Below are 23,305 nucleotides of genomic sequence, written 5' to 3' on the forward strand. Positions count from 1 at the left end.
GAATCGGACGCGCCGCCTGTCCCGGTATCATGGATCTTGACAATCTAGATGGCGCCAGGACGGGCGGCTTTCAAGTCGGACGGCGGAGGAAGCGAGGGAAGGGTTGACGTGGGTCAAGGCTGCGGGCTGCGGGCTGCGGGCTGCGGGAAACAAGCTTCAGTGCCGCCAGCTAGCTATCAACTGCTCGAAGCTCGAAGCCCGGGGCCCGCGTTGCTACCTGAGCCAGATCATGCTGGCCATGCGCCCGGTGACGCCGTCGTCGCGGCGGTGCGAGTAGAAGCGCGGTTCGCAGGCAGTGCAGAAGTGGCCGCCGCTGACGTGGGCGAGCCCCAGCCGTTCCAGGCGCAGGCGCGCCAGCTTGTAGAGGTCGCCCATGTAGTGACCGAGCCGGTAGGGGCTGGGGTCGAAGGCCTCGATGGCCTCGGGCTGCACGGCGACGAAGGCCTGTCGCACCTCGCCGCCCACCTCGAACTGGGCATTGGAGATCGCCGGCCCCAGCCAGGCCATCAGCGACTCGGGCGGCACGCCCATGGCCGCCACCGTGGCCTCCAGCACGCCGCCCGCCAGGCCGCGCCAGCCGGCATGGGCCACGCCGACCCGCCGCCCCTCCCGGTCGCAGAAGAACACCGGCAGGCAGTCGGCGGTCAGCACCACACAGGCATACCCCTGGTCGAAGGCCACCGAGGCATCGGCCTCGGGCCGGTCCTCGGCGAGCTCGGACTGGACCCTCGCGCCGTGTACCTGGTCGAGCCACAGCAGCGGACGGTCGTCGCCGACCTCCTTCTGCAACTGACGCCGGCACAGCGCCACATGGGCGTCGTTGTCGCCCACATGCAGCGCCGGGTTGAAGGCGGCGAACTCGCCCTGGCTGGGGCCGGTCTCCCGGGTGGTGACGCAGGCCCCCACCGAGGGCGGCGCCGGCCAATCGGGGCGGATCAGTGTCGGGCGCAGATCCAGGGCATCACTCATCGCGGGTTCCTTAGTGTCGGGTCTCGCGGTCGTCGCGCAGCAGGTCCAGCAGCATCAGCAGATCGTCGGGCAGCGGGGCCCGGAAGCTCAGGGTCTCGCCGCTGGCCGGATGCACGAAGGCCAGCTTGCGGGCATGCAGCGCCTGGCGGGGAAACTCGCGCAGCACCTCCTTGAGGGATTCCCCGGCCCCGGCCGGCAGCTTGAGGCGCCCGCCGTAGACCGGGTCGCCGATCAGCGGGTAACGCAGGTGGGCCAGGTGCACGCGAATCTGGTGGGTGCGGCCGGTCTCCAGCTTGCAGCGCACATGGGTATGCGCCCGGAAGCGCTCCACCACCCGGTAGCGGGTGACCGCCGGCTTGCCGGAGGCATTGACCGCCTGGCGCTTGCGGTCCTTGGGGTGCCGGCCGATGGGCGCGTCCACGGTGCCGCCGGCGGTCATCACGCCGACCGCCACGGCATCGTACTCGCGGGAGACGGTGCGCGCCTGGAGCTGTTCGACCAGCGCGGTCTGGGCGGACAGGGTCTTGGCCACCACCATCAGCCCGCTGGTGTCCTTGTCCAGGCGATGGACGATGCCGGCACGCGGTACCGCCGCCAGCGCGGGGCAGTGATGGAGCAGGCCGTTGAGCAGGGTACCGTCGGGGTTGCCGGCGGCCGGGTGCACCACCAGCCCCGGCGGCTTGTCGATCACCAGCACCTCGTCGTCTTCGAAGACCACCTCCAGCGGGATGTCCTCGGGCTCGAAGCGGGCGTCGTCCTCGACCACCGCCTCGAGGGCCAGCGCCTCGCCGCCGTAGACCTTGTCCTTGGGCTTGGCGGGGCGGCCATCGAGGGTCAGGGCGCCGTCCTTGATCCAGGCCTTGAGGCGCTCCCGGGAAAAGTCGGAGAAGAGTTCGGCGGCGGCCTGGTCGAGGCGCAGGCCCGCCATGTGCTCGGGAACGCGATGCTGGGCTTCGAGGGTCTGGGACATGGGCTCGGTGATGGTCCGTCTGGGCGATGGGGCGATCCCCGGCGACGCGCGGCATCGCGCCGGGAGCGATGACTGCGTTTTGCCACGAGGTGCTTTATAGTGGGCGGATTCGGGCCGATTCTAGCACGGCCACCCAGGGTTGTTTGACACGAGGATCACGATGCGCGTTATCACGACCGGACCCCGCCTGGCCGCCATGCTGCTGGCGAGCGCCCTGCTGGCCGGCTGTGCCAGCACCGCCGAGGAAGAGGCCCCCGACCTTCAGGAACGCCAGCTCTACGAGGAAGGCCGCGCGGCCCTGGAGGGCGGTCGCTACACCACCGCCATCAACCGCCTCGAGGCCATCGACACCCGCTTCCCGTTCGGCGACACCGCCGAGCAGGCCCAGCTGGAGCTGATCTACACCTACTACCAGACCAGCGACTGGGAAAAGGCCCGGGCCGCGGCCAGCCGCTTCATCCGCCTGCACCCGGATCACCCCCAGGTCGACTACGCCTACTACCTGCGCGGGCTCTCGGCCTGGCAGGCCGGCCGCTTCAGCCTCGAGGGCCTGAAGCTGATCGACATCTCCAAGCGCGACCTGGGCGCCACCCGCGATGCCTACTCCGACTTCCGCGAGCTGGTCCAGCGCTTCCCCAGCAGCCAGTACGCGCCGGACGCCCAGCAGCGCATCGTCTACCTGCGCAACGTGCTGGCCCGTCACGAGCTGCAGGTCGCCGACTTCTACCTGCGCAAGGGCGCCTACCTCGCCGCCGTGGAACGGGGCCGCTGGGTCATCGAGCGCTACCCCGAGGCCCAGGGCACCCGGGACGCCCTGGCGGTCATGGTCGAGGGTTACCTGGGCCTCGACATGACCGAGCGCGCCCGGGAGACGCTGCGGGTGCTGATCGACAACGCCCCGAACCACGAGCGCCTCGACGGCCGCACCTTCGATCCGCGCTACGTGGACGCCCCGGCGATCTCGGCCTAGCGGCTGCGGGCTGCGGGCTGCGGGCTGCGGGCTGCGGGCTGCGGGCTGCGGGCTGCGGGCAACAAACTCCGCTGCTGCCCGCTCGCTATCAACTGCTCGAAGCCCGTGGCTCGTGGCTATTCCCCAGGCTGCCAGCCGTTGACGATGGGATAACGCCGATCGCGGCCGAAGCCGCGGCGGGTGACCCGCACCCCCACCGGCGCCTGGCGGCGCTTGTACTCGCAGCGATCGACCAGTCGCACCACCTGATAGACGTCCTCGCGGTCGAACCCCGCGTCGATGATCGCCTCGGCGCTCATGTCGCCCTCGATGTAACGCACCAGGATGGCATCCAGGGTGTCGTAGTCCGGCAGCGAGTCGCTGTCCTGCTGGTCCGGCGCCAGCTCGGCGGACGGCGGGCGCTCGATGACCCGCTCGGGAACCGCCGGCGACTGGGTATTGCGCCAGCGGGCCAGGCGATAGACCCAGGTCTTGTAGACGTCCTTGATGGCGTTGTAGCCACCCACCATGTCGCCGTAGAGGGTGGCGTAGCCGACCGCCATCTCGCTCTTGTTGCCGGTGGTGAGCACCATCAGGCCCTTCTTGTTGGAGATCGCCATCAGCAGCACGCCGCGGCAGCGCGACTGCAGGTTCTCCTCGGTGGTATCACGCTCGGTGCCGGCGAAGCTCTCGGCCAGGGTCGACATGAAGGCCTCGACCATCGGCTCGATGGGCATCACCTCGTAGTCGACGCCCAGCAGCTGGGCCTGCTCGGCGGCGTCCTGCTTGGAGATATCGGCGGTGTAGTGGTAGGGCATCATCACCGCGTGGACCCGCTGCGGCCCCAGGGCATCCACCGCGATGGCCAGCGACAGCGCCGAGTCGATGCCGCCGGACAGCCCCAGCACCACCCCCTCGAAGCCGCTCTTGTTGACGTAGTCCCGCAGCCCGGTGACCAGCGCGCAGTAGAGGTCCTCCTCGGGGGCGACCGATTCGTCGACCTCGCCGGCCTGGGGCACCCAGTGGCCCTGCTCGCGCACGAACTGCACCGGCATCAGCCCCACCGCCCAGTGCGGCGCCTGGACCCGCAACTGGCCCCCGGCGTCGACACAGGCCGAACCGCCGTCGAACACCAGCTCGTCCTGGCCGCCGATCTGGTTGACGTAGACGATCGGCAGCGACACCTCTCGGGCGCGCTGCTCGAGCAGCGCCAGGCGCTCGGCGGGCTTGTCCTGGTGGAAGGGCGAGGCGTTGAGGGTCACCAGGATCTCGGCACCGGCCTCCCGGGCCTGCCGGACCGGGGCCTCGGCCCAGACGTCCTCGCAGATCAGGATGCCGAGCCTGGCGCCCTTGTGCTCGATGACCAGCGGCTCGCGCCCCACCGCGAAGTAGCGCTGTTCGTCGAACACCTCATAGTTGGGCAGCGCCTGCTTGGCGTACTCGTCGAGCCATTCGCCGTTGTAGAGCACCCCCGCCAGGTTCCAGTTCTGCCCCTCGCGGCGCCCCGGATAGCCGACGATCACCATCACGTCGCGGGCCATCTTCGCGGCCATCCGCGCCCGGGCCTCGCGCAGGCGCGTCTCCATGGAAGGGCGCAGCAGCAGGTCCTCGGGCGGGTAACCGGTCAGGAACAGTTCGGGCAGCACCACGATATCGGCACCATGCTCGATGCGCGCCTCGCGTACCGTCTCGATGGCCCGGTCGGTATTGCCGGGAATGTCCCCCACCAGGGGATCCAGCTGAGCCATCACCAGCGTCAGGTCTTGCATGGGCGTAGAAATCTCTCGAGAATCCTGTGATACCCGCATTGTCCCGCAAGGGCGGTCGAGTGGCAAAGGCGACCGGCCCGCACCAGGGAGCCATTAAGGATGAACCTCTTGCTGATCCGCCTGATCATCTTCGCCGTGCTGTTCTTCGCCGGCCTCAAGCTCTATCGCATGTATCGCGAGTGGAGACTCGACCGCGACGACGCGACACGCACGAGCGACCAGGGTGGGCAGATGGTCCGCTGCGCCTGGTGTCAGGTGCACCTTCCCGAGGACGACGCCCTGCGCGACAAGGGCCAGTGGTTCTGCACCACGGACCACCGCGACAAGTTTCTGGAGGAGCGCCAGCACGAGGACTGAGCGGCAAGCGGCTCGTCGGCATGGTGGCAGCGGCACCTCTCGGGCGGCCGAGCGGGAGGGGGCCTGGGAGCGCAGCTAGTTGCGCGAATGGCGCCGCCAGGCGCCCGATACCCCCAACGCGTGTTGATACAACACGCACAATGCCTTCCCTCAAGTCAGAGTTACCCGCCTGTCCAGACGATACGGGGCCGGATCGAGGATCGGCTCGCGGCCCAGCAGCTCGTCGACCAGCAGATGCGTCGAGGCCGGTGCCAGCACCAGGCCGTTGCGATAATGGCCGGCATTCACGTACAGGTGCTCGACCCCGGGCACCGCGCCGATGAAGGGCACCCCATCCGGTGATCCCGGGCGCAGCCCCGCCCAGTGATGCTCGACCTCGCACTCGGCCAGCGCCGGCACGATCCCGGTCGCCGAGGCCCGCAGCGAGTCCCTCGCCTCGCCATCCGTGCGCTTGTCGAAGCCGCATTCCTCGAGGGTCGAGCCGGCCAACACGCGGCCATCGGCGCGCGGGATGACGTAGCGGCCGTCCATCAGCACGACCCGGTTCACCAGCCCGGGGGGCGCCTTGAACAGGATCATCTGCCCCTTCACCGGGCGCACCGGCAAGGCGACGCCGGCCCCCGCGAGCAGCCCCGCCGCCCAGGCGCCACCGCAGACGACCACCCGATCGCCCTCGACGACGCCATCCAGGGTCTCGGCGCCCGTCACCCGGCCGGCCGACTGCCGCAAGCCGGTGACCTCACAGCCCTCGCGCAGGGTGACGCGGGGCATGGCATCCAGGCGATGGCGCAGCCCCCGGGCCAGCCGCGGGTTGCGTATGCTGCCCAGGGTCGGCATCCACAGCGCCTCGTCGCAGCCCGGCACCGCCTCGGGCTCCTTGGCATAGAGGAACTCGGCGGAGACGCGCTCCAGCGGCTTGCCGACCTCGCGGGCCCAGGCCATGGCACGCGCCTCGTCTTCCACGCGCAGGTAGAGCAACCCCTTCTGGCGGTATTCCGGGTCCACGCCGGTCTCCTCGTACAGCCGCAGGGCCAGCTCCGGATAGAAGCCCTCCGACCAGGTAGAGAGCCGCGAAATGGGCGCCGAGTAGCGCCAGGGGTAGAGCGGCGAGACGATGCCGCCCCCCGCCCAGGAGGCCTCGCGCCCACAGAGGCCGCGCTCGAGGAGAGTCACCGAATGGCCGGCGTCGGCCAGTTGCAGGGTCGTCATCATGCCGATGACGCCGCCGCCCACGACGAGAAAATCGCTCACGAAGGGTGTCCGAGTTGACTGACGGTGGGAGTTCGGCACCCGGCTGATAGTAGGGCTAACCCCAGTGGAAAGCGGGATCGTCCCCGGGAGGTCGGCATGCAGCCCGGCGCCGTCGCAGCCAGATACCTTACCGGCAAGCCGCTCCCATTGGCAAAGCCAGGCGCCGGGGGCTTCAGCCTGATCGAACTGCTGGTCACCCTGGCGGTGCTGGTCATCCTCGTCACCGTGGCCATTCCCGGCTATCAGCGATTCATCGCCCGCAACGAAGTCGCCGCCGAGGTGATGCGCCTGAAGACGGCCCTGGCGCTGACGCGCAGTGCCGCCATCACCCGCCGCCACACCGTCACCCTGTGCCCCAGCGTCGACATGACCCAATGCCTGATCGACAACAATGCCGGCGGCCTGGCCTGGCTTGAGACCCTGGCCATCTTCGATGGTCGGGGAGAACCCGGGGATACCTTGATACGCACGTTCGGCGAGAGCCGCCTGCCGTCGATCACCTATCGAGACGACGACAGGCCGGTACGCTACGCCGCCTTGGGGCGTTCATCGGGCTATAACGGAACCTTTCGTCTCTGCGGGCGGCATGACGAGGGGGCCAGGGTCATCGTCAATAACGTGGGAAGAGTGCGTGTCGACCCCGGTCGACCGGAGTGCTGAAGCGATCCCGCCAGAGATGGCAAATGGTGAGGCGTGACGACGACATTCCGGCGACGGCTTAACATGTCATGTTTCACCGCCAGGACAGGATGCTCTTGCCGCCACCCTCGCTGGAGATGTTCACGTCGCCATCCAGGTGATGGAACATCATCCCGCCGTTTCTTCTGATGGTGCCATGCGCAACGATGGAGCCGTTCAGCACCGAGCTTCCGTTCTGCCGGACGTCCCCCCCGGCCAGGAACCACCCATTGACCACGCTGGCGCCATTGAAGACGATATCTCCCTTGGCCAAGACGCCCGTGCTGACGCCGTTCGCTCCGGTCGTGATGGCACCGTTCTGCCTGACCTCGCCTTCCGCCAACAAGATCGCGTTATGGAAACCCATCGAGGACATGGTCATGTCGCCATCACAATAAAACACCTGCCCCCCCAGGTCTCCCGTGTGGTCGAAATCACAAGAATCCGCCTTGCCGCCCTTGCCTTGCTGGACCTCCAGGTTGACGACGTCGTAATCCCCTCCCAGATAGGGAGAAAAATCAACTTCAGGAATATCCACCTCGATGCCATCTGATCCGTCGGTCATCGACGCATCTTCATTCCATTGTACATATGCTCCATTAACAACGAGCTCTCCGTTGGCATGTGCACTGCCATCGAATACCGAGGCGCCCTTTATCCTGATATCCTCGCCGGCCAACAACCCGTAGAGAGCAAAGACCAGGCCACCACCAAAATCGACCTGAATCACGGCACTTCGAACACTCAGCAGCCCCCCGCCATCATCCACGACACCACCATAAGCAACCACATAGTCACCACTGGCATCTTCAACGAAGCGATAGAAACACTCCACGCTCCCCGAGCAGACATTATCGGCGCCGCCCAATGATTCCTCGAAGACATCGCCGCCGCTCAGGAAATCGCTCCACTCCATGGAGCTAATATCGTCGACATCGTCCACCGCGGAGAATTCGGATTCGGAATCAACATCGTCAAAACCTTGAGAGGCGGCCCTTTCGGCACCCATCTGCGCCTCGGCCAAGGCCTTGTAGTTACCCGCCAGCCGTTCATCCACCAGCGATGACTGCATGCCGGAGAGCGCCAGCATCATGGAGATCACCAGCACGGAAAGCACCACGATGAGGGCGGCCCCACTCTGTCGGTTCATATCACGTCCTACCCATCGCACTGCTGCGGCTTATACTTGTTCGCGCCGTTGTAGCAGGAGTCGTCATACATACGCGTGCCATCCTGATAGAAGCCCGGATTACCGATATCGGGCACATTCGATGGACTACCTCCGCTGTCTCCGCTGTCTCCGCTGTCTCCGCTGTCTCCGCTGTCTCCGCTGTCTCCGGCATTAGACGCGCCCTCCTGCGCCGATGCATCACTGACCGCTTCCGTGCGGTTGATCGCGAGGAAGGTCAGCGAATCGGGCACCCCGCCTGGCCGGGTGGGAACGAGCTCCAGCATGACGGTCAGCCCATAGTCACTCTCGGGGACGACCCGGAAGCCATTGTCGGTCAGGCCGCTCACCACCTCCTGGGCGCCGGCGCCATCACCTTGATCGACCTCAAGGGAATATCGACCTTCCTCTCCCCCGGCCTGCTCGCCGAGGCGGTAGGTGGTCTCCACCATGCCCGACGCACAGCCATCATCCCCTGGGAGGCTCAGCACGAGCGTATCGGACGGCCCCTCGCCCTCGGCCGGTGACGTCGCCTCCCAGCAGGCTTTCCTGATATCCCGCATCAGCGTATCGACGGCGAAGTTCACCGCTGCCTGTTTCTCGCCGAGGGTTTCCACCTGACGATGGGTGCCGAACACCGAGAGCAACAGCTGGCCGGCGCCGAGGACGATGATCAACCCCACCGCCATGGCCACCATCAGCTCGACAAGCGAGAACCCCTTCTCACTCTTCATCGCTGTCTCCCGGCAGCATGAAGGTATAGGTAAAGGTGTCGCCTCCTTCCCCGGCAAGTCGGCTGTCCTGCCACGACACCGCAATATCGTACTCACAGGTGTTCGACTGACGGACGGGATCATGGGCCAGCCCCGGGAGAAAGCTCGACCACTGCGAGACCCAGGCCCCCTCCGCTCCATTGACCAGGTCCTGGGCGGAACATTGGCGCTCCCCATGGGCTTTCCGATGCGCTGCCACCCCGGCCCATAGTCGTTCCTGTGCATCCTGGGCCGCGAGGCTGGCGATGGAGCGCTGATACGCGACATGGGCCCCCTGCAACGACTTGAGCTGCATGGCGGCGATGCCCAGCAGGCCGAGGGAGAGGATCAGCAGCGCGATCAGCGCCTCGACCAGGGTGAAGCCTCGCGACCGCCGAGGATCGAGGCTCATGATGACGCCCCTCGTCCGACCCGCCCCATCGCATTCACGCCGATCACCCGGTCGGCCGTGTCCGCGTGCGTCAGGGTCATACGGCAGCCGGAAGCACAATCGGCGGCCTTGCCCAGGGCATCGAAGGTCACCTCGAACGCCTCGTCAGTCACCGACACCAGGCCGTCATCCGCGCGACGGGTACGAATCGGATGCTCCCCCCCTTCCACCTTCACCTGATATCCCCAGGGAGTTGAGCTCGTGACTGCGAATGTCACGTCCTTGCGCCGCTTGATCGCCTCACTTCGGGCGAACTTCAAACCAATCAGCAACTCGTTGTAGCCCGATCTCATACGATTGTCGGCCATCATGGATTGGAAGCCCGGCATCGCCACGGCCGCCAGAAGGGTCATCACGGCGGCCGTCACCAGCGCCTCGATCAGGGTAAACCCGCGCTCTCTCATGTCTCACCAGCACGCATCGTCGGGTCCCCGCTCGCCTTGCCCATCGAGCGTGATGGCTGCGGAGCAGCCATCGTCTCGATCGGTGGTCGCCGTGATCACATAGCCCGCGTCCGCGTCTTGCGCATAGCCGATCGAGTAGGCCCCATCGGGCGAGGTGGCGGTAGTGGAACAGTCGGCATAGCTATAATTCACGGTGTAACAGCGCTCGAGCTCGCCGGCGGCGATATGCAACCCGGCGTGGGCATCCGCCCGCAGCGAGCGCTCCACGTAGCTCGTGTAACTGGGATAGGCGATCGCCGCCAGGATGGCGATGATCGCGAGCACGATCATCAGCTCGATCAGCGTGAAGCCGGCCGCCGCAGGCCGACATCGGGCCCGGCGGGTATGGAAGGGGGCTGGGTCGCGCGTTCGGTTCACGCTATCGGTCCTCCCACTGGGTGACATGCTGTTTCAGTATGTCTCAAGCCCGGTGGTTCCGATAGGTCAGGAACGAGGGGCACTCAGCCGAAAGGCTGCCCCAATGGGACTGTCTGCCGAGACAGGCTCATACGAAGACGCCGCCATCGCGAGGATGGCGGCGTCCGGGGGCCGGCGACACCTGCGACTCAATCGCTGGCGATCACCCGCTCGCGCAGCTCGCGGGGCATCGAGAAGGTGATGGTCTCCTCGCGGCCGGCCAGCTCCTCCGGGGCACTGGCGCCCAGCGCCTTCAGCCGTTCGATCACGCCCTGCACCAGCACCTCGGGGGCGCTGGCACCGGCCGTGACGCCGACGGCGCTCACGCCCTCGAGCCAGGCCGGATCGACCTGCTCGGCGTTGTCGATCAGATAGGCCCTGGTGCCGACCCGCTCGGAGAGTTCGCGCAGGCGATTGGAGTTGGAACTGTTGGTGCTGCCCACCACCAGCAGCAGGTCGCAGCCCGCGGCGAGCTCGCGCACGGCGTCCTGGCGATTCTGGGTCGCGTAGCAGATGTCGTCCTTGCGCGGCCCCTGGATCTCGGGGAACTTGTCGCGCAGGGCGTCGATCACGCGGGCCGTGTCATCCATCGACAGCGTGGTCTGGGTGACGAAGGCCAGCCGGCTCGGATCCTCGACCTCGAGGTTCGCCACGTCGTCCTCGTCCTCGACCAGGTAGATGCACCCACCGTGGGAGGTGTCGTAGCGGCCCATGGTGCCCTCCACCTCGGGGTGCCCCTCGTGACCGATCAGGATGCACTCCTGGCCGCGCCGCGCATAGCGCAGCACCTCCATGTGCACCTTGGTGACCAGCGGACAGGTGGCATCGAAGACCTTGAGCCCGCGTCGCTCGGCCTCTTCCTGCACCGCGCGGGACACGCCGTGAGCCGAGAAGATGACGATGACGTCGTCGGGCACCTCGTCGAGCTCCTCGACGAACACCGCGCCCCGCTCACGCAGGCTATCGACCACGAAGCGATTATGGACGACTTCATGTCGCACGTAGATCGGCGGCTCGAAGACGTCCAGGGCACTGTTGACGATCTCGATGGCCCGGTCGACGCCGGCGCAGAAGCCACGGGGATTGGCCAGCTTGATTTGCATGATTTGCCTTGCCTTGATGCTGGGCATCGTTGCAATGGATGGGTCGAGGAATGCCGCTATCGCGCAGCACGCTGCGCTCCCACGACACCCCAGCAGCCACGCCAGCTCAGTGGGTAGTGGCCGGCTTGATCTCCAATACCTCGACCTCGAAGGTCAGGGTACGCCCCGCCAGGGGATGATTGAAGTCCACTTCCACCCGTTCATCGTCGACGCTCTTGATCACGCCGGGCAGCTCGCCGCCGGCCGGGTCGGCGAAGGACATCACCATGCCCACCTCGGGCTCGTCACTGTCGAAGTCCTCGCGCTTGAGCACCTGGATGTTCTGAGGGTTGTGCTGGCCGAAGCCGTGCTCGGGGGCGATCTCGAAGCTGCCGGAGTCCCCGGAGCTCATGCCCTTGAGCGGCTGCTCGAAGCCCGGCGGCAGGTTGCCGTCGCCGACCTGGAAGGTCGCCGGCGCCTTGTCGCGGGTGGAGTCCACCTGGGTGCCGTCCTCCAGCTTGAGGGTGAAGTGGAGGGTGACTTCCATGCCCTCGTCGATGCGCAGGCCTTGTGATTCGCTCATGGGTTCTCTCGAAGCTGTCGTGAAGGTCGCATGCCGCCTTGGAGGGCGGAACACGCATCGGGTTCCTCAGGACCGCCGCCGGGCCCGGCGGCGCTCGCCCACGGTCGACTCCCAGATCAGCCCGATGGCGCCCAGGGTGATGCCGATGTCCGCGACGTTGAAGGCCGGGTAGTACCAGCCGGCGGCGTGGAAGGACAGGAAATCCACCACATAGCCGTGTACCAGGCGGTCGTAGAGGTTGCCCAGGGCCCCGCCGATGATCAGCGCCAGCGACACCGCCAGCAGCGTCTCGCCGGCCCGCAGGCGCTTCATCCACACCGTCAGGCCGATGCTCGCCGCCACCGCGATGGCGGCGAACAGCCAGCGCTGCCAGCCCGGGTGGTCGGCCAGGAAGCTGAAGGCCGCGCCGGTGTTGTGCAGCAGCGTCAGGTTGAAGAACGGCAGCACCTCGACCGGCCGGGCGTAGTCGAGCATCCCGGCGGCCAGGGCCTTGGTGCCGAGGTCCAGGACGACCCAGGCCACGGCGAGCCACAGCCAGCGCAGCGGCTTGTGCATGGGCGCCGCTTCGGCGCCCTGGGGAGTCTGGGGCATGCTGCCCACCTCACGCATAGTGACGGGTCTCGCCGGGGCCATCCGGCAGGTTGCTCACGCAGCGACCGCAGAGGTCCTCATGGCCCTCGTGGGTGCCCACGTCCTCGCGATGGTGCCAGCAGCGCTCGCACTTCCTGTGCTCGCTGGCCGCTACCACGACCTTGAGCCCCTCGAGCTCGGTGGCCTCGGCGTCTTCGCCCTGAGCCAGCGGCGCCAGGTGGACCTCGCTGGTCAGCATCACGAAGCGCCGCTCGTCGCCGAGCTTGTCGAGGGTCGCGCGCAGGGCGTCATCGACGTAGAGGGTGACCTCGGCGGCCAGGCTGCCCTTGATGGTCTTGGCATTTCGGGCATCTTCCAGGCACTTGTTGACGGCCTGCTTGATCTCCAGCACCCGCTCCCAGAACTCGCGGCCCATCTCGGCGTCGTCGGCCAGGGTGCCGAGCCCGGTGTAGTACTCCTCGAGCAGCACGCTGTCGCCCCGCTTGCCGGGGATGTGCTCGAAGATTTCCTCGGCGGTGAAGGACAGGATCGGCGCCACCCAGCGCACCAGCGCCTGGATGACGTGATAGAGCGCGGTCTGGGCGCTGCGCCGGGCCACCGAATCCGTCTGGGTGGTGTACTGGCGATCCTTGATCACGTCCAGGTAGAAGCCGCCGAGCTCGCGGGCGCAGAAGCCGTGCACCTGCTGGTAGACATCGAGGAAGCGGTACTCCTCGTAGGCCGTCTCGATGCGCGCCTGCAGCTGGGCGGCACGATCCACCACCCACTGGTCCAGGGCCAGCATGTCACCGAACGCCAGGGCATCCTTCGCCGGGTCGAAGCCGTTGAGGTTGGCCAGCAGGAAGCGCGAGGTGTTGCGGATCCGCCGATAGACGTCGGCGGTGCGCTTCAAGATCTCGTCGGAGACCGCCATCTCGCCGGAGTAGTCGGTGGAGGCGACCCACAGGCGCAGGATGTCGGCGCCGAGCTTGTCCATCACCGCCTGGGGCGCCACCACATTGCCCAGCGACTTGGACTGCTTGCGACCCTTCTCGTCCACGGTGAAGCCGTGGGTCAGCAGCTGCCTGTAGGGCGCGTGGCCGTCGATGGCGGCACCGGTCAGCAGCGAGGAGTGGAACCAGCCACGGTGCTGGTCCGAGCCTTCCAGGTAGAGGTCGGCGCGCGGGCCCTGCTCGTGGCCGTGGGGGTGCGAGCCGCGCAGCACGTGGCGATGCGTGGTGCCGGAGTCGAACCACACGTCCAGGGTATCGGTGACCTTGTCGTAGTCGGCCGACTCCTCGCCCAGCAGCTCGGCGGCCTCCAGCCGGAACCAGGCGTCGATGCCCTCGGCCTCGACGCGGCCGGCGACCTCTTCCATCAGTTCGACGGTGCGCGGGTGCAGCTCACCGCTCTGCTTGTGCAGGAAGAACGGGATCGGCACGCCCCAGTTGCGCTGGCGCGAGATGCACCAGTCCGGGCGGTTGGCGATCATGGCGTGCAGGCGCGCCTTGCCCCAGGCCGGGGTGAAGGCCGTGGACTCGATGCCCTCCAGCGCCCGCTCGCGCAGGCTGCGGCCGTCCTTGCCGACCACATCCATGCCCACGAACCACTGGGCGGTAGCCCGATAGATCACCGGCGTCTTGTGGCGCCAGCAGTGCATGTAGCTGTGCTTGATGGTCTTGTGGGCCATCAGCGCGCCGACATCGCTGAGCTTGGCGACGATATGCGGGTTGGCCTTCCAGATCAGCTGGCCGCCGAAGAACGGCAGGTCGTCGACGTAGACGCCGTCGCCCTTGACCACGCTGATGAAGTCGCTGAAGTCCATGCCGTAGCGGCGGCAGGACTCGAAGTCGTCCACGCCGTGCACCGGGGCCGAATGCACGATGCCGGTGCTGCCCTCGTCGATGCCGACGTAGTCGGCGAGATACATCGGCGCGCGGCGCTCGTAGAAGGGATGAGCAAACTCGATCAGTTCCAGGCGCTCGCCGGTGGCGGTGGCGATGATATCGCCCTCCAGCTCGAAGCGCTCGAGGCAGGATTCCACCAGTTCCTCGGCCAGCAGCAGCAGGCGCTCGCCGACGTCGACCAGGGCATAGGTGAACTCGGGATGGACGTTGAGCGCCTGGTTGGCGGGAATCGTCCACGGCGTGGTGGTCCAGATCACCACCGCGGCCGGCTTGGGCAGGGAGGCGAGGCCGAAGGCCGCGGCCAGCCGGTCGTCCTGGGCGCAGGGGAAGGCCACGTCGATGGCCTCGGACTGCTTGTCGGCGTACTCCACCTCGGCCTCGGCCAGCGCCGAGCCGCAGTCGAAGCACCAGTTCACCGGCTTGAGGCCCTTGAAGACGTAGCCGCCCTCGACCATCTCGGCCAGGGCGCGGATCTCGCCGGCCTCGTTGGCGTAGTCCATGGAGCGGTAGGGATTGCCCCAGTCGCCGATCACGCCCAGGCGGATGAAGCCCTGACGCTGATCTTCGATCTGCTCGGCGGCATACTCGCGGCACAGCGCACGGGCCTGTTCGGGCTCGAGGTGCTTGCCGTGGGTGGTCTCCACCTTGTGCTCGATGGGCAGGCCGTGACAGTCCCAGCCGGGCACGTAGGGGGCGTCGAAGCCGGCCAGGTTCTTCGACTTGACGATGATGTCCTTGAGGATCTTGTTGAGCGCATGCCCCAGGTGAATGCTGCCGTTGGCGTAGGGAGGGCCGTCGTGGAGCACGAAGAGTTCCCTGCCCTGGCGCTCCGTACGCAGGCGATGATAGAGGTCCAGCTCCTGCCACTGGGCCACCCGGGCGGGCTCGCGCTTGGGCAGCATGCCGCGCATCGGGAAGTCGGTTTCTGGCAGGTTCAGAGTGTGCTTGTAGTCGCTCATATCCTGGGGGTCAGCCGTCGTCGGGGTCGGCGGGCAGTCCCGCCGAGGAATCGAAAGTCACGGCCTCGCGCGCCAACGGCGCCGATGCCAGAGGAAGAGGGTCGTCCGCCGCGGCGAAGAAGCGCCGGGCACGCGTCTGGTCGAGGCCGATCTGCGCCTTGAGGGCATCGAGGCCGTCGAATTTCACCTCGCCGCGCAGCTTGGCGCAGGGCAGCACGTTCAGCGTCTGGCCGTAGAGGTCGCCGTCGAAGTCGAACAGGTGCACCTCGAGCACCGGCCGATGGCTGCCCACGGTGGGGCGCCAGCCGACGTTGGCCACCCCCTCGAGGCGCCGGCCGTCGGGCAACTCGGCCACCACCGCATAGACGCCCTGCAGGGCCAGCCCCCGGGCCGGCTGGGGCAGGTTGGCGGTGGGCACGCCGATGGTCCGCCCGAGGCGGCGGTCGGGCACCACCCGGCCGCCGAGCCGATAGGGCCGCCCCAGCAGGCGCGCGGCCTGGGCGAAGTTGCCGCAGGCCAGCAGGGTGCGCACCCGGGAGCTGGAGACCCGTTCGCCGTCGAGCAGGAAGGTGCGGGTGTGCTCCACGCCGAAACCCCGCTCGCCGCCGACCGCCTCCAGCAGCGCGAAGTCGCCGCGCCGGTCGCAGCCGAAGCGGAAGTCGTCGCCCACCACCAGGTGGCGCACGCCGAGGCCCTCGACCAGCACCCGTTCGATGAACGCCTGGGCGGTCAGGCCGCGCAGCGCGTCGTTGAAGGGCAGGCACAGCACCCGATCGGCGCCGTGGGCGGCCAGCAGCTCGACCTTGTCGCGCAGCCGGGTCAGGCGCGGCGGCGCCTGGTCGCCGGCGAAGAACTCCCGTGGCTGGGGCTCGAAGACCACCACCGTGACCGGCAGGCCCAGCGCCCGGGCCCGCTCGCGCAGCTGATCGAGGATCGCCTGATGGCCGCGGTGCACGCCATCGAAATTGCCGATGGTGGCCACGCAGCCCCGGTGCTCGTCGCGCAGGTTGTGCAGTCCTCGAATCACTTGCATGGGCGTCATCGCGCTGAGGGTGAAAGGCAACGATTATAACGGACCGGCGGCCCCTTGACAGCCGGCGCGGCTTGGTCATTGGCCTGCGGCACGACCATCAGCGGCTCATCCGGAAGTCGCGCGGCCGGACCCCGAGGGCCGCCAGCCAGGCGAAGTAGGCCCCCGCCCCGGCCACCACCAGCCCCGCCAGCCAGCCGACACGCGTCCACAGCGACCAGTCGAGCCAGGCCTGCCACTCCGGGGTCAGCCAGGCCAGGCCCAGTCCCATCAGCGTGCAGCCGCCGAGCAGCTGCACCGCGTAGCGCCCCCAGCCCGGCTGGAAGTGCAGCACGCCCTGCTTGTGCAGCAGGTGACCCAGCAGGCCGGCATTGAGGAAGGCCGACAGCGCCGTGGCCAGCGCCAGGCCGGCATGGGCCAGCGGCCAGATCAGGATCAGGTTGAACACCATGTTGGCGACCATCGCCACGATCCCCACCTTGACCGGCGTCTTGGTGTCCTGGCGGGCGAAGAACCCCGGCGCCAGCACCTTGATCAGCATGAAGGCCACCAGCCCGACGGCGTAGGCGCGCAGGCTCATCGCCGCCATGGCGATGTCATGGTCGGTCATGGCGCCGTAGTGGAACAGGGTGATCAGCAGCGGCTCGGCGAGCACCGCCAGCGCCAGCGCCGCCGGCAGGCCCAGCAGCAGCACGGCACGGATCGCCCAGTCGAGCATCCGTGCGAAGTGCTCGCCGGACTGCTCGGCATGGCGCCGGGAGAGCGCCGGTAGGATCACCGTGCCGATGGCGATGCCGAACACCCCCAGCGGCAGTTCCACCAGGCGATCCGAATAGTACAGCCAGGACACGCTGCCGGCGGCCAGCAGCGAGGCCAGCACGGTGTCCAGCAGCAGGTTGACCTGGGACACCGAGACCCCGAACAGCGCCGGGGCCATCAGCTTGAGGATGCGCCGCACGCCATCATGGGCGAAGCGTGGCCAGGGCCTGGGCATCAGCCCCAGACGCGCCAGGAAGGGCACCTGGAAGAGCAGCTGGGCGGCGCCGGCGATCAGCACGCCCCAGGCCAGCGCCAGGGCCGGCTCGCTGACCAGCGGGGTCAGGCCCAGCGCCGCGCCGATCAGCGCCAGGTTGAGCAGCACCGGGGTGAAGGCCGGCACGGCGAAGCGGTTCCAGGTGTTGAGCACGCTGCCGGCGAAGGCGGTCAGCGAGATCAACAGCAAATAGGGGAAGGTGAGGCGCAGCATGTCGGCGGTGAGCGCCAGCTTGGCCGGGTCGCGGCCGAAGCCGGGGGCGAACAGCCACACCAGCCAGGGCGCGGCCAGCATGGCCAGCGCCGTGAGCAGCAGCAGCACGGCGGCCAGGCTGCCGGCCACCGCATCGAGCAGCTCGCGCACCTCCTCGCGGGTGCGCTGGGTCGCGTACTCGGAGAGCACCGGCACGAAGGCCTGGTTGAAGGCGCCCTCGGCGAACAGCCGGCGCAGAAAGTTGGGCACCTTGAAGGCGACGAAGAAGGCATCCGCGCCCTGCCCCGCCCCGAGCAACGCGGCGATGACCACGTCGCGGGCCAGGCCCAGCACTCGGGAGAGCATGGTCATGGCGCTGACCACCAGCCCCGAGCGCAGCAGCCCGCCGCCCTTGGGCGCCGGAGGGGAATCGGTGGCAGGCTGAGGATCGGTGTCGGTCACGGGGCACTCCCTTGCCGGGGCGGGTCAACCGGGGGCGGTCGGGCACAAAAAAACCGGCCGGAGCCGGTTTTTCGATGGCGTGCCCACCCGGGGCGGGCACCCAGAGGCGTCCGGCGTGCTTACGCGGCCAGGGCCTTGATACGCTTGTTCAGGCGGCTCTTGAGGCGAGCGGCCTTCTTCTTGGACAGCACGTCCTTGTCGGCGATGCGGTCGATGACCGGCTGGGCCGCCTTGAAGGCGTCCATGGCCTGGGCGTGGTCGCCGCCATTGATGGCCTTGATGACGTTCTTGACGTAGGTGCGGACCATGCTGCGCTGGCTCGCCTTCAGAACACGACGGCCTTCTGCCTGACGGGCGCGCTTGCGGGCTTGCTTGCTGTTAGCCACTGACTGTCTCCTTGGAGAAAGTTGTCACCGCCTGCGTGGACGGTTTCGATAACGTTTTGACCCAACAGGGAAAATAAAAATCCCCGTCGGCTTGGCCATCTGGCCGACCGCGCATCGTGGCGCAGTCGCTACGGGCCGTGTCTGAGAGGATGGCGCATCCTATCACAGGGCGACACCGCGTGCCAGCCTTGTCAAGGGTGAACACCCCGCCACGCCTGGATCAGAGCACCACCAGGTTGTCGCGATGGATGAGTTCCGGCCCTTCCATGTAGCCGAGGATCGCCTCGATGCAGTGACTGGGCTGACCGAGCAGTTGCCGCGCCTCGTCGGCGCCGTAGTTGACCAGCCCCTTGGCCACCCGCTGGCCGGTCGCATCGACGCACAGCACCATGTCGCCGCGCACGAAATCCCCGGACAGCGCCTTGACGCCCACCGGCAACAGGCTGGAGCCGCTGCCACGCAGCACCTTCACCGCCCCGTCGTCCAGGGTCAGGGTGCCACGCACCTGGAGCTGACCGGCCAGCCAGCGCTTGCGCGCCGCCATCGGCGCGCGCTCGGGGGTCAGCAGGGTGCCCAGGCGCTCGCCGTCGGCCAGCCGGGTCAGCACCTCGGGCTGGCGCCCGCTGGCGATCACCGTCACCGCCCCGGAACGGGCCGCCAGGCGGGCGGCACGCACCTTGGTGGTCATGCCGCCACGCCCCAGCGCACCACCGTCGCCGGCCACCGCGGCCAGCCGCGCATCGTCGGCACGACCTTCGGCGATCAACCGGGCGTTCGGATCGTGGCGCGGGTCGGCATCGAACAACCCCTCCTGATCGGTGAGGATGATCAGGGCATCGGCCTCGAGCAGGTTGGCCACCAGGGCGCCCAGGGTATCGTTGTCACCGAAGCGGATCTCGTCGGTGACCACGGTGTCGTTCTCGTTGACCACCGGCACCACCCGCAGGTCGACCAGGGTCCGCAGCGCCGAGCGGGCATTGAGGTAGCGCTTGCGGTTGGACAGGTCGTCGTGGGTCAGCAGCACCTGGGCGGTGGTCAGGCGGTGACGCGCGAAGTGCCCCTCGTAGCACTCGGTGAGGCCGTTCTGCCCTACCGCGGCGGCGGCCTGCAGGGCATGCACGGCCGAGGGCCTGGCCTGCCAGCCCAGGCGCACCATGCCGGCGGCCACCGCCCCGGACGACACCAGCACCACCTCGATGCCGCGCCGATGCAGGGCGGCGATCTGGTCGACCCAGCCGCCGATGGCGGCCTCGTCGAGCCCTCGACCGTCATTGGTCAGCAGGGCGCTGCCGATCTTCACCACCACCCGATGCATGCCTTTCAAGGCCTCGCGGCCGGGCACCTGCTCGTTATTCTCCATCCGTTCCTCGGCTCAACCTGTCCCCCTCGAACGGGAGCACTGAGCGAGCGATGGCCAGACCCGGCAACAATCGGCGAGAGAACGCCGCTTGCCATGACAAACGAGCATCCTGAGCCAATTCTTGACGCCGTATGGCCGAGCGCAGCCAGCTCCTCTCCCGTCAGGGAGCGTATTCGACCTCGACGTCATAGTCATCGTCGTCGAAGTCATCGTCGTCTTCGTCGTCACGCTTGCGCTTGCGCCCCAACCGGGCCTCGGTGCGGGCCACGGTCTCGTCCTCCATGCGCCGACGCATCTCGCGCTCGCGCTCGGCGACTTCCTCGTCCTCGTGCTCCAGCCGGCGCTGCTCGGTGAGCCAGCGGTGGGCGGCCTGCACCAGGGCATCGGTGCCATCGCCGCTGATCGCCGAGACGCGGAACACCGGCCCCTCCCAGCCCAGGCGGCGCACGATCTCGTCGGCCACCGTCTCGCGCTCATCAACCGGCAGCAGGTCCAGCTTGTTGAGCACCAGCCAGCGCGGCAGCTCGGCCAGGGTCGGCGAGAACTCGCCCAGTTCGTGGGCGATGGCCTCGGCGGACGCCACCGGATCGGACTCGTCGAAGGGCGCCACATCGACCACATGGAACAGCAGCCGGGTACGGGTCAGGTGCTTGAGGAAGCGCAGCCCCAGGCCCGCGCCGTCCGAGGCGCCCTCGATCAGCCCGGGGATGTCGGCCATCACGAAGTGCTCGTGCTGGCCGAGCTTCACCACGCCGAGGTTCGGCACCAGGGTGGTGAAGGGGTAGTTGGCGACCTTGGGCTTGGCCGCCGACACCGAGCGGATCAGCGTCGACTTGCCGGCGTTGGGCAGCCCCAGCAGGCCGACATCGGCCATCACCTTCATCTCCAGGCGCAGGTTGCGCCGCTCGCCCTCGGTACCCGGTGTGGTGCGCCGGGGCGCGCGATTGGTGGAGGACTTGAAGTGGATGTTGCCGAGGCCCCGGCGACCGCCCTGGGCCACCGTCACCACCTGGCCGATCTCGGTGACGTCGGCGATCACCTCCAGGGTGTCCTCGTCGATCACCGTGGTGCCCACCGGGACCTTGACGTGCAGGTCCTCGCCGGCGCGACCGCTCATCTGCCGGCCCTGGCCCGGCTGACCGTTCTGGGCCTTGTAGAAGCGCTGGTACTTGAAGTCGATGAGGGTGTTGAGGGCATCGTCACCGATCAGGTGGACGCTGCCGCCATGCCCCCCATCACCCCCATCGGGGCCGCCCTTGGGCACGTACTTCTCGCGGCGGAAGCTCAGGCAACCGTTGCCGCCCTTGCCGGCCTCCACGATGATCGAGGCTTCGTCGACGAACTGCATCTGTCATTCTCCCGGCGGTGCATACCGCCATGATACAAGAAGGCCCCGCCATGGCGGGGCCTTCTCGCTACAGGTTCGGGCGGTCTCAGGCGGAGACGACGCTCACGAACTTGCGATTCTTCGGACCCTTGGTCTCGAACTTGACCACGCCTTCGTCCAGGGCGAACAGGGTGTGGTCCTTGCCGATGCCCACGCCGGCGCCGGCGTGGAACTTGGTGCCGCGCTGACGGACGATGATGTTGCCCGGGGTCACGGCCTGGCCGCCGAACAGCTTCACGCCAAGGCGCTTGGATTCGGAATCGCGACCGTTACGGGTAGAGCCCGCTGCCTTCTTATGAGCCATTGCAAATACCTCGCTCGTTCAGGGGAGCAACCGCTTACGCGGAGATCCCGGTGATCTTGACTTCGGTGAACCACTGGCGGTGGCCCTGACGCTTCATGCTGTGCTTGCGGCGACGGAACTTGATGATGCGAACCTTCTCGCCACGGCCATGGGCCACGACCTCGGCCGCCACCTTGGCACCGTCGACGGTCGGGGCGCCGACCTTGACGTCGTCGTCGCTGCCCACCAGCAGGACTTCATCGAACTCGATGGTGTCGCCGGTCGGCACTTCCAGCTTCTCGAGCTTGAGAGTCTGGCCTTCCTGAACGCGGTACTGCTTGCCACCGCTCTTGATCACTGCGTACATGCTTGTCTCTCCGGTACTCATCGGGGTTGGCTCTTCATCGACCTGCTTCGAGTGGCGCCCCTTCCGGCAACCATCTGACAGGGAGCGAGATGAGTGGGCCGCGGATTATAACCGCACGCGCGGGCGACCACAACCCGCGCCACGACTTCATTGCCAGGCGGCGAACGAGCACCACGCCGCGGCCCCGCGCGCCTTGACGCCCCAAGGGGGGCCCCATAGCATGGCCGACAATCCCAGGCTAGCCATCGGGCATCCTCCACGATGCCGCCGGCCGCCCCCACCACTTCGTCGATGCCGCCTTCATGCCAGCCAACCCTTCGTCGCCACAGCTCGATAACGCCATCCCCGCCTCGCCCATCCACGCCGTCGTCGCCGAGGACTTCTCCGCCGTCAATCGCACCATCCTGGCGCAGCTGGCCTCGCGGGTGCCGCTGGTGGAGACCATCGGGCAATACATCATCGAGAGCGGCGGCAAGCGCCTGCGCCCGTTGCTGGTGCTGCTGGCCGCCCGCTCGCTGGGCTACGAGGGCGACCGCCACGTCACCCTGGCCACGCTGATCGAGTTCATGCACACCTCGACCCTGCTGCACGACGACGTGGTGGACGAGTCCCACATGCGCCGCGGCAAGGCCACCGCCAACGACGCCTGGGGCAACGCGCCCTCGGTACTGGTCGGCGACTTCCTCTATTCACGCTCCTTCCAGATGATGGTCGACGTAGGTTCGATGCGGATCATGGCAGTGCTGTCCGCCGCCACCTGCACCATCGCCGAGGGCGAGGTCCAGCAGCTCACCAACGTCGGCAACCCCGACGTGGACGAGGCCGCCTACTTCGAGACCATCCAGGGCAAGACCGCCATGCTGTTCGAGGCGGCCTCCCACAGCGGCGCCATCCTCGCCGACGCGACCCCGGAACAGGAGGCCGCCCTGCGCGACTACGGCCGCTATCTGGGCCTGGCCTTCCAGCTGATCGACGATCTGCTCGACTACCAGGGCGACGCCGAGGCCATGGGCAAGAACGTCGGCGACGACCTGGCCGAGGGCAAGCCGACCCTGCCGCTGATCCAGGCCATGGCCGCCGGCACGCCCGACCAGGCCAAGGTGATTCGCCAGGCCATCCGCCAGGGCGGCCTGGCGCGTCTCGATGAGGTGCTGGCCATCGTCGACGAGACCGGCGCCCTGGCGTACACCCGAGCCAAGGCCGAGGAGATGTCCGCCAAGGCCCTGGCCCGGCTGGACGCCCTGCCCGAATCCGAGTACCGCGACAGCATGGCCGCGCTGGCTCGCCTGGCGGTGGAGCGCCGCAATTGATTTCCCCGCGGAAGGGCTTGCACCCGGCGTTCGTTTACGTATAATGCCCATCCGTCGCCAGCGCTGACGGCGAACAACGGAGTATAGCTCAGCTTGGTAGAGCGCTGCCTTCGGGAGGCAGAGGTCGTAGGTTCGAATCCTGCTACTCCGACCACAGAATTATGCAAAAACGGCCACTTAGCTCATTAGAGCGGTGGCCGTTTTTCGTCGTCTGCCGCTC

The 23,305-nt window shown here is 67.7% G+C and carries 24 protein-coding genes and 1 tRNA gene; 5 read left to right on the top strand and 20 right to left on the bottom strand.

Translation table 11 applies throughout. The features are described from left to right. Positions 1 to 213 precede the first annotated feature (213 nt). A complete protein-coding gene (gene pgeF, locus ACXAFN_RS09525) occupies positions 214 to 969 on the bottom strand; it encodes a peptidoglycan editing factor PgeF (RefSeq protein ID WP_474988244.1) in 756 nt (251 codons plus the stop codon). Between the two features lie 10 nt (positions 970 to 979). Beyond that, entirely contained in the window at positions 980 to 1,939 is a 960-nt protein-coding gene (gene rluD, locus ACXAFN_RS09530) for a 23S rRNA pseudouridine(1911/1915/1917) synthase RluD (RefSeq protein WP_474988245.1), read from the bottom strand. A gap of 160 nt (positions 1,940 to 2,099) precedes the next feature. On the opposite strand from rluD, the gene ACXAFN_RS09535 reads away from it, so the two are divergent. Then, positions 2,100 to 2,909: an outer membrane protein assembly factor BamD gene (locus tag ACXAFN_RS09535; protein ID WP_474988246.1), complete on the top strand. Its 810-nt coding sequence runs from the start codon at positions 2,100 to 2,102 to the stop codon at positions 2,907 to 2,909. 116 nt (positions 2,910 to 3,025) lie between these two features. Here the strand turns inward: ACXAFN_RS09535 and ACXAFN_RS09540 are convergent, their stop codons facing one another. Continuing rightward, complete coding sequence (locus tag ACXAFN_RS09540; protein ID WP_474988248.1) at positions 3,026 to 4,657, bottom strand: NAD+ synthase; 1,632 nt, start codon at positions 4,655 to 4,657, stop codon at positions 3,026 to 3,028. Between the two features lie 99 nt (positions 4,658 to 4,756). On the opposite strand from ACXAFN_RS09540, the gene ACXAFN_RS09545 reads away from it, so the two are divergent. Then, the gene (locus tag ACXAFN_RS09545) at positions 4,757 to 5,014 is read left to right on the top strand and encodes a PP0621 family protein (protein WP_474988250.1); all 258 of its coding nucleotides are present in this window, start codon (positions 4,757 to 4,759) and stop codon (positions 5,012 to 5,014) included. A gap of 150 nt (positions 5,015 to 5,164) precedes the next feature. On the opposite strand, the gene thiO is transcribed toward ACXAFN_RS09545, so the two are convergent. Further along, the gene (gene thiO, locus ACXAFN_RS09550; RefSeq protein WP_474988251.1) at positions 5,165 to 6,265 is read right to left on the bottom strand and encodes a glycine oxidase ThiO; all 1,101 of its coding nucleotides are present in this window, start codon (positions 6,263 to 6,265) and stop codon (positions 5,165 to 5,167) included. A gap of 147 nt (positions 6,266 to 6,412) precedes the next feature. On the opposite strand from thiO, the gene ACXAFN_RS09555 reads away from it, so the two are divergent. Next, positions 6,413 to 6,925 (top strand): GspH/FimT family pseudopilin, encoded by a 513-nt coding sequence (locus ACXAFN_RS09555; RefSeq protein ID WP_474988253.1) that lies wholly within the window; start codon positions 6,413 to 6,415, stop codon positions 6,923 to 6,925. A gap of 73 nt (positions 6,926 to 6,998) precedes the next feature. Here ACXAFN_RS09555 and ACXAFN_RS09560 read toward each other — a convergent pair whose 3' ends face one another. From ACXAFN_RS09560 to rplU, 16 genes are all read right to left on the bottom strand, one after another. Next, positions 6,999 to 8,093, bottom strand: a complete 1,095-nt coding sequence (locus tag ACXAFN_RS09560; protein WP_474988254.1) for a pilus assembly PilX family protein — start codon at positions 8,091 to 8,093, stop codon at positions 6,999 to 7,001. An 8-nt stretch (positions 8,094 to 8,101) separates the two neighbouring features. Continuing rightward, positions 8,102 to 8,845, bottom strand: coding sequence for a PilW family protein (locus ACXAFN_RS09565; protein ID WP_474988256.1), 744 nt, complete (start codon positions 8,843 to 8,845; stop codon positions 8,102 to 8,104). Beyond that, positions 8,835 to 9,275, bottom strand: a complete 441-nt coding sequence (gene pilV, locus ACXAFN_RS09570) for a type IV pilus modification protein PilV (protein ID WP_474988257.1) — start codon at positions 9,273 to 9,275, stop codon at positions 8,835 to 8,837. The genes ACXAFN_RS09565 and pilV overlap by 11 nt, the downstream gene beginning before the upstream one ends. Further along, on the bottom strand, positions 9,272 to 9,718 hold the full coding sequence (locus ACXAFN_RS09575; protein WP_474988259.1) for a GspH/FimT family pseudopilin: 447 nt from the start codon (positions 9,716 to 9,718) through the stop codon (positions 9,272 to 9,274). The genes pilV and ACXAFN_RS09575 overlap by 4 nt, the downstream gene beginning before the upstream one ends. A 3-nt stretch (positions 9,719 to 9,721) precedes the next feature. Next, entirely contained in the window at positions 9,722 to 10,135 is a 414-nt protein-coding gene (locus ACXAFN_RS09580; protein WP_474988260.1) for a type IV pilin protein, read from the bottom strand. 188 nt (positions 10,136 to 10,323) lie between these two features. Further along, on the bottom strand, positions 10,324 to 11,277 hold the full coding sequence (gene ispH / locus ACXAFN_RS09585) for a 4-hydroxy-3-methylbut-2-enyl diphosphate reductase (RefSeq protein ID WP_474988262.1): 954 nt from the start codon (positions 11,275 to 11,277) through the stop codon (positions 10,324 to 10,326). Positions 11,278 to 11,383: 106 nt separating this feature from the next. Next, on the bottom strand, positions 11,384 to 11,839 hold the full coding sequence (gene fkpB / locus ACXAFN_RS09590; RefSeq protein WP_474988264.1) for an FKBP-type peptidyl-prolyl cis-trans isomerase: 456 nt from the start codon (positions 11,837 to 11,839) through the stop codon (positions 11,384 to 11,386). A 66-nt stretch (positions 11,840 to 11,905) separates the two neighbouring features. Continuing rightward, entirely contained in the window at positions 11,906 to 12,430 is a 525-nt protein-coding gene (lspA, locus tag ACXAFN_RS09595) for a signal peptidase II (protein ID WP_474988266.1), read from the bottom strand. Positions 12,431 to 12,440: 10 nt separating this feature from the next. After that, a complete protein-coding gene (gene ileS / locus ACXAFN_RS09600; protein WP_474988267.1) occupies positions 12,441 to 15,275 on the bottom strand; it encodes an isoleucine--tRNA ligase in 2,835 nt (944 codons plus the stop codon). Positions 15,276 to 15,285: 10 nt separating this feature from the next. Then, positions 15,286 to 16,308, bottom strand: a complete 1,023-nt coding sequence (gene ribF / locus ACXAFN_RS09605) for a bifunctional riboflavin kinase/FAD synthetase (protein ID WP_474988269.1) — start codon at positions 16,306 to 16,308, stop codon at positions 15,286 to 15,288. 97 nt (positions 16,309 to 16,405) lie between these two features. Continuing rightward, positions 16,406 to 17,992, bottom strand: a complete 1,587-nt coding sequence (murJ, locus tag ACXAFN_RS09610) for a murein biosynthesis integral membrane protein MurJ (RefSeq protein WP_474988271.1) — start codon at positions 17,990 to 17,992, stop codon at positions 16,406 to 16,408. A 119-nt stretch (positions 17,993 to 18,111) separates the two neighbouring features. After that, a complete protein-coding gene (gene rpsT, locus ACXAFN_RS09615; RefSeq protein ID WP_035592830.1) occupies positions 18,112 to 18,378 on the bottom strand; it encodes a 30S ribosomal protein S20 in 267 nt (88 codons plus the stop codon). A gap of 220 nt (positions 18,379 to 18,598) precedes the next feature. Beyond that, on the bottom strand, positions 18,599 to 19,738 hold the full coding sequence (proB, locus tag ACXAFN_RS09620; RefSeq protein ID WP_474988273.1) for a glutamate 5-kinase: 1,140 nt from the start codon (positions 19,736 to 19,738) through the stop codon (positions 18,599 to 18,601). A gap of 160 nt (positions 19,739 to 19,898) precedes the next feature. Then, positions 19,899 to 21,086, bottom strand: a complete 1,188-nt coding sequence (gene cgtA / locus ACXAFN_RS09625; RefSeq protein ID WP_474988275.1) for an Obg family GTPase CgtA — start codon at positions 21,084 to 21,086, stop codon at positions 19,899 to 19,901. A gap of 85 nt (positions 21,087 to 21,171) precedes the next feature. After that, on the bottom strand, positions 21,172 to 21,429 hold the full coding sequence (rpmA, locus tag ACXAFN_RS09630) for a 50S ribosomal protein L27 (protein WP_309653457.1): 258 nt from the start codon (positions 21,427 to 21,429) through the stop codon (positions 21,172 to 21,174). A gap of 34 nt (positions 21,430 to 21,463) precedes the next feature. Then, positions 21,464 to 21,775, bottom strand: a complete 312-nt coding sequence (rplU, locus tag ACXAFN_RS09635) for a 50S ribosomal protein L21 (RefSeq protein WP_474988277.1) — start codon at positions 21,773 to 21,775, stop codon at positions 21,464 to 21,466. Between the two features lie 302 nt (positions 21,776 to 22,077). Between rplU and ispB the strand changes: the two genes are divergently transcribed. Beyond that, a complete protein-coding gene (ispB, locus tag ACXAFN_RS09640) occupies positions 22,078 to 23,085 on the top strand; it encodes an octaprenyl diphosphate synthase (protein WP_474988279.1) in 1,008 nt (335 codons plus the stop codon). 77 nt (positions 23,086 to 23,162) lie between these two features. After that, positions 23,163 to 23,239, top strand: a tRNA-Pro gene (locus ACXAFN_RS09645). Positions 23,240 to 23,305 lie beyond the last annotated feature (66 nt).

This window comes from Halomonas sp. ABH4_019 (assembly GCF_056159885.1).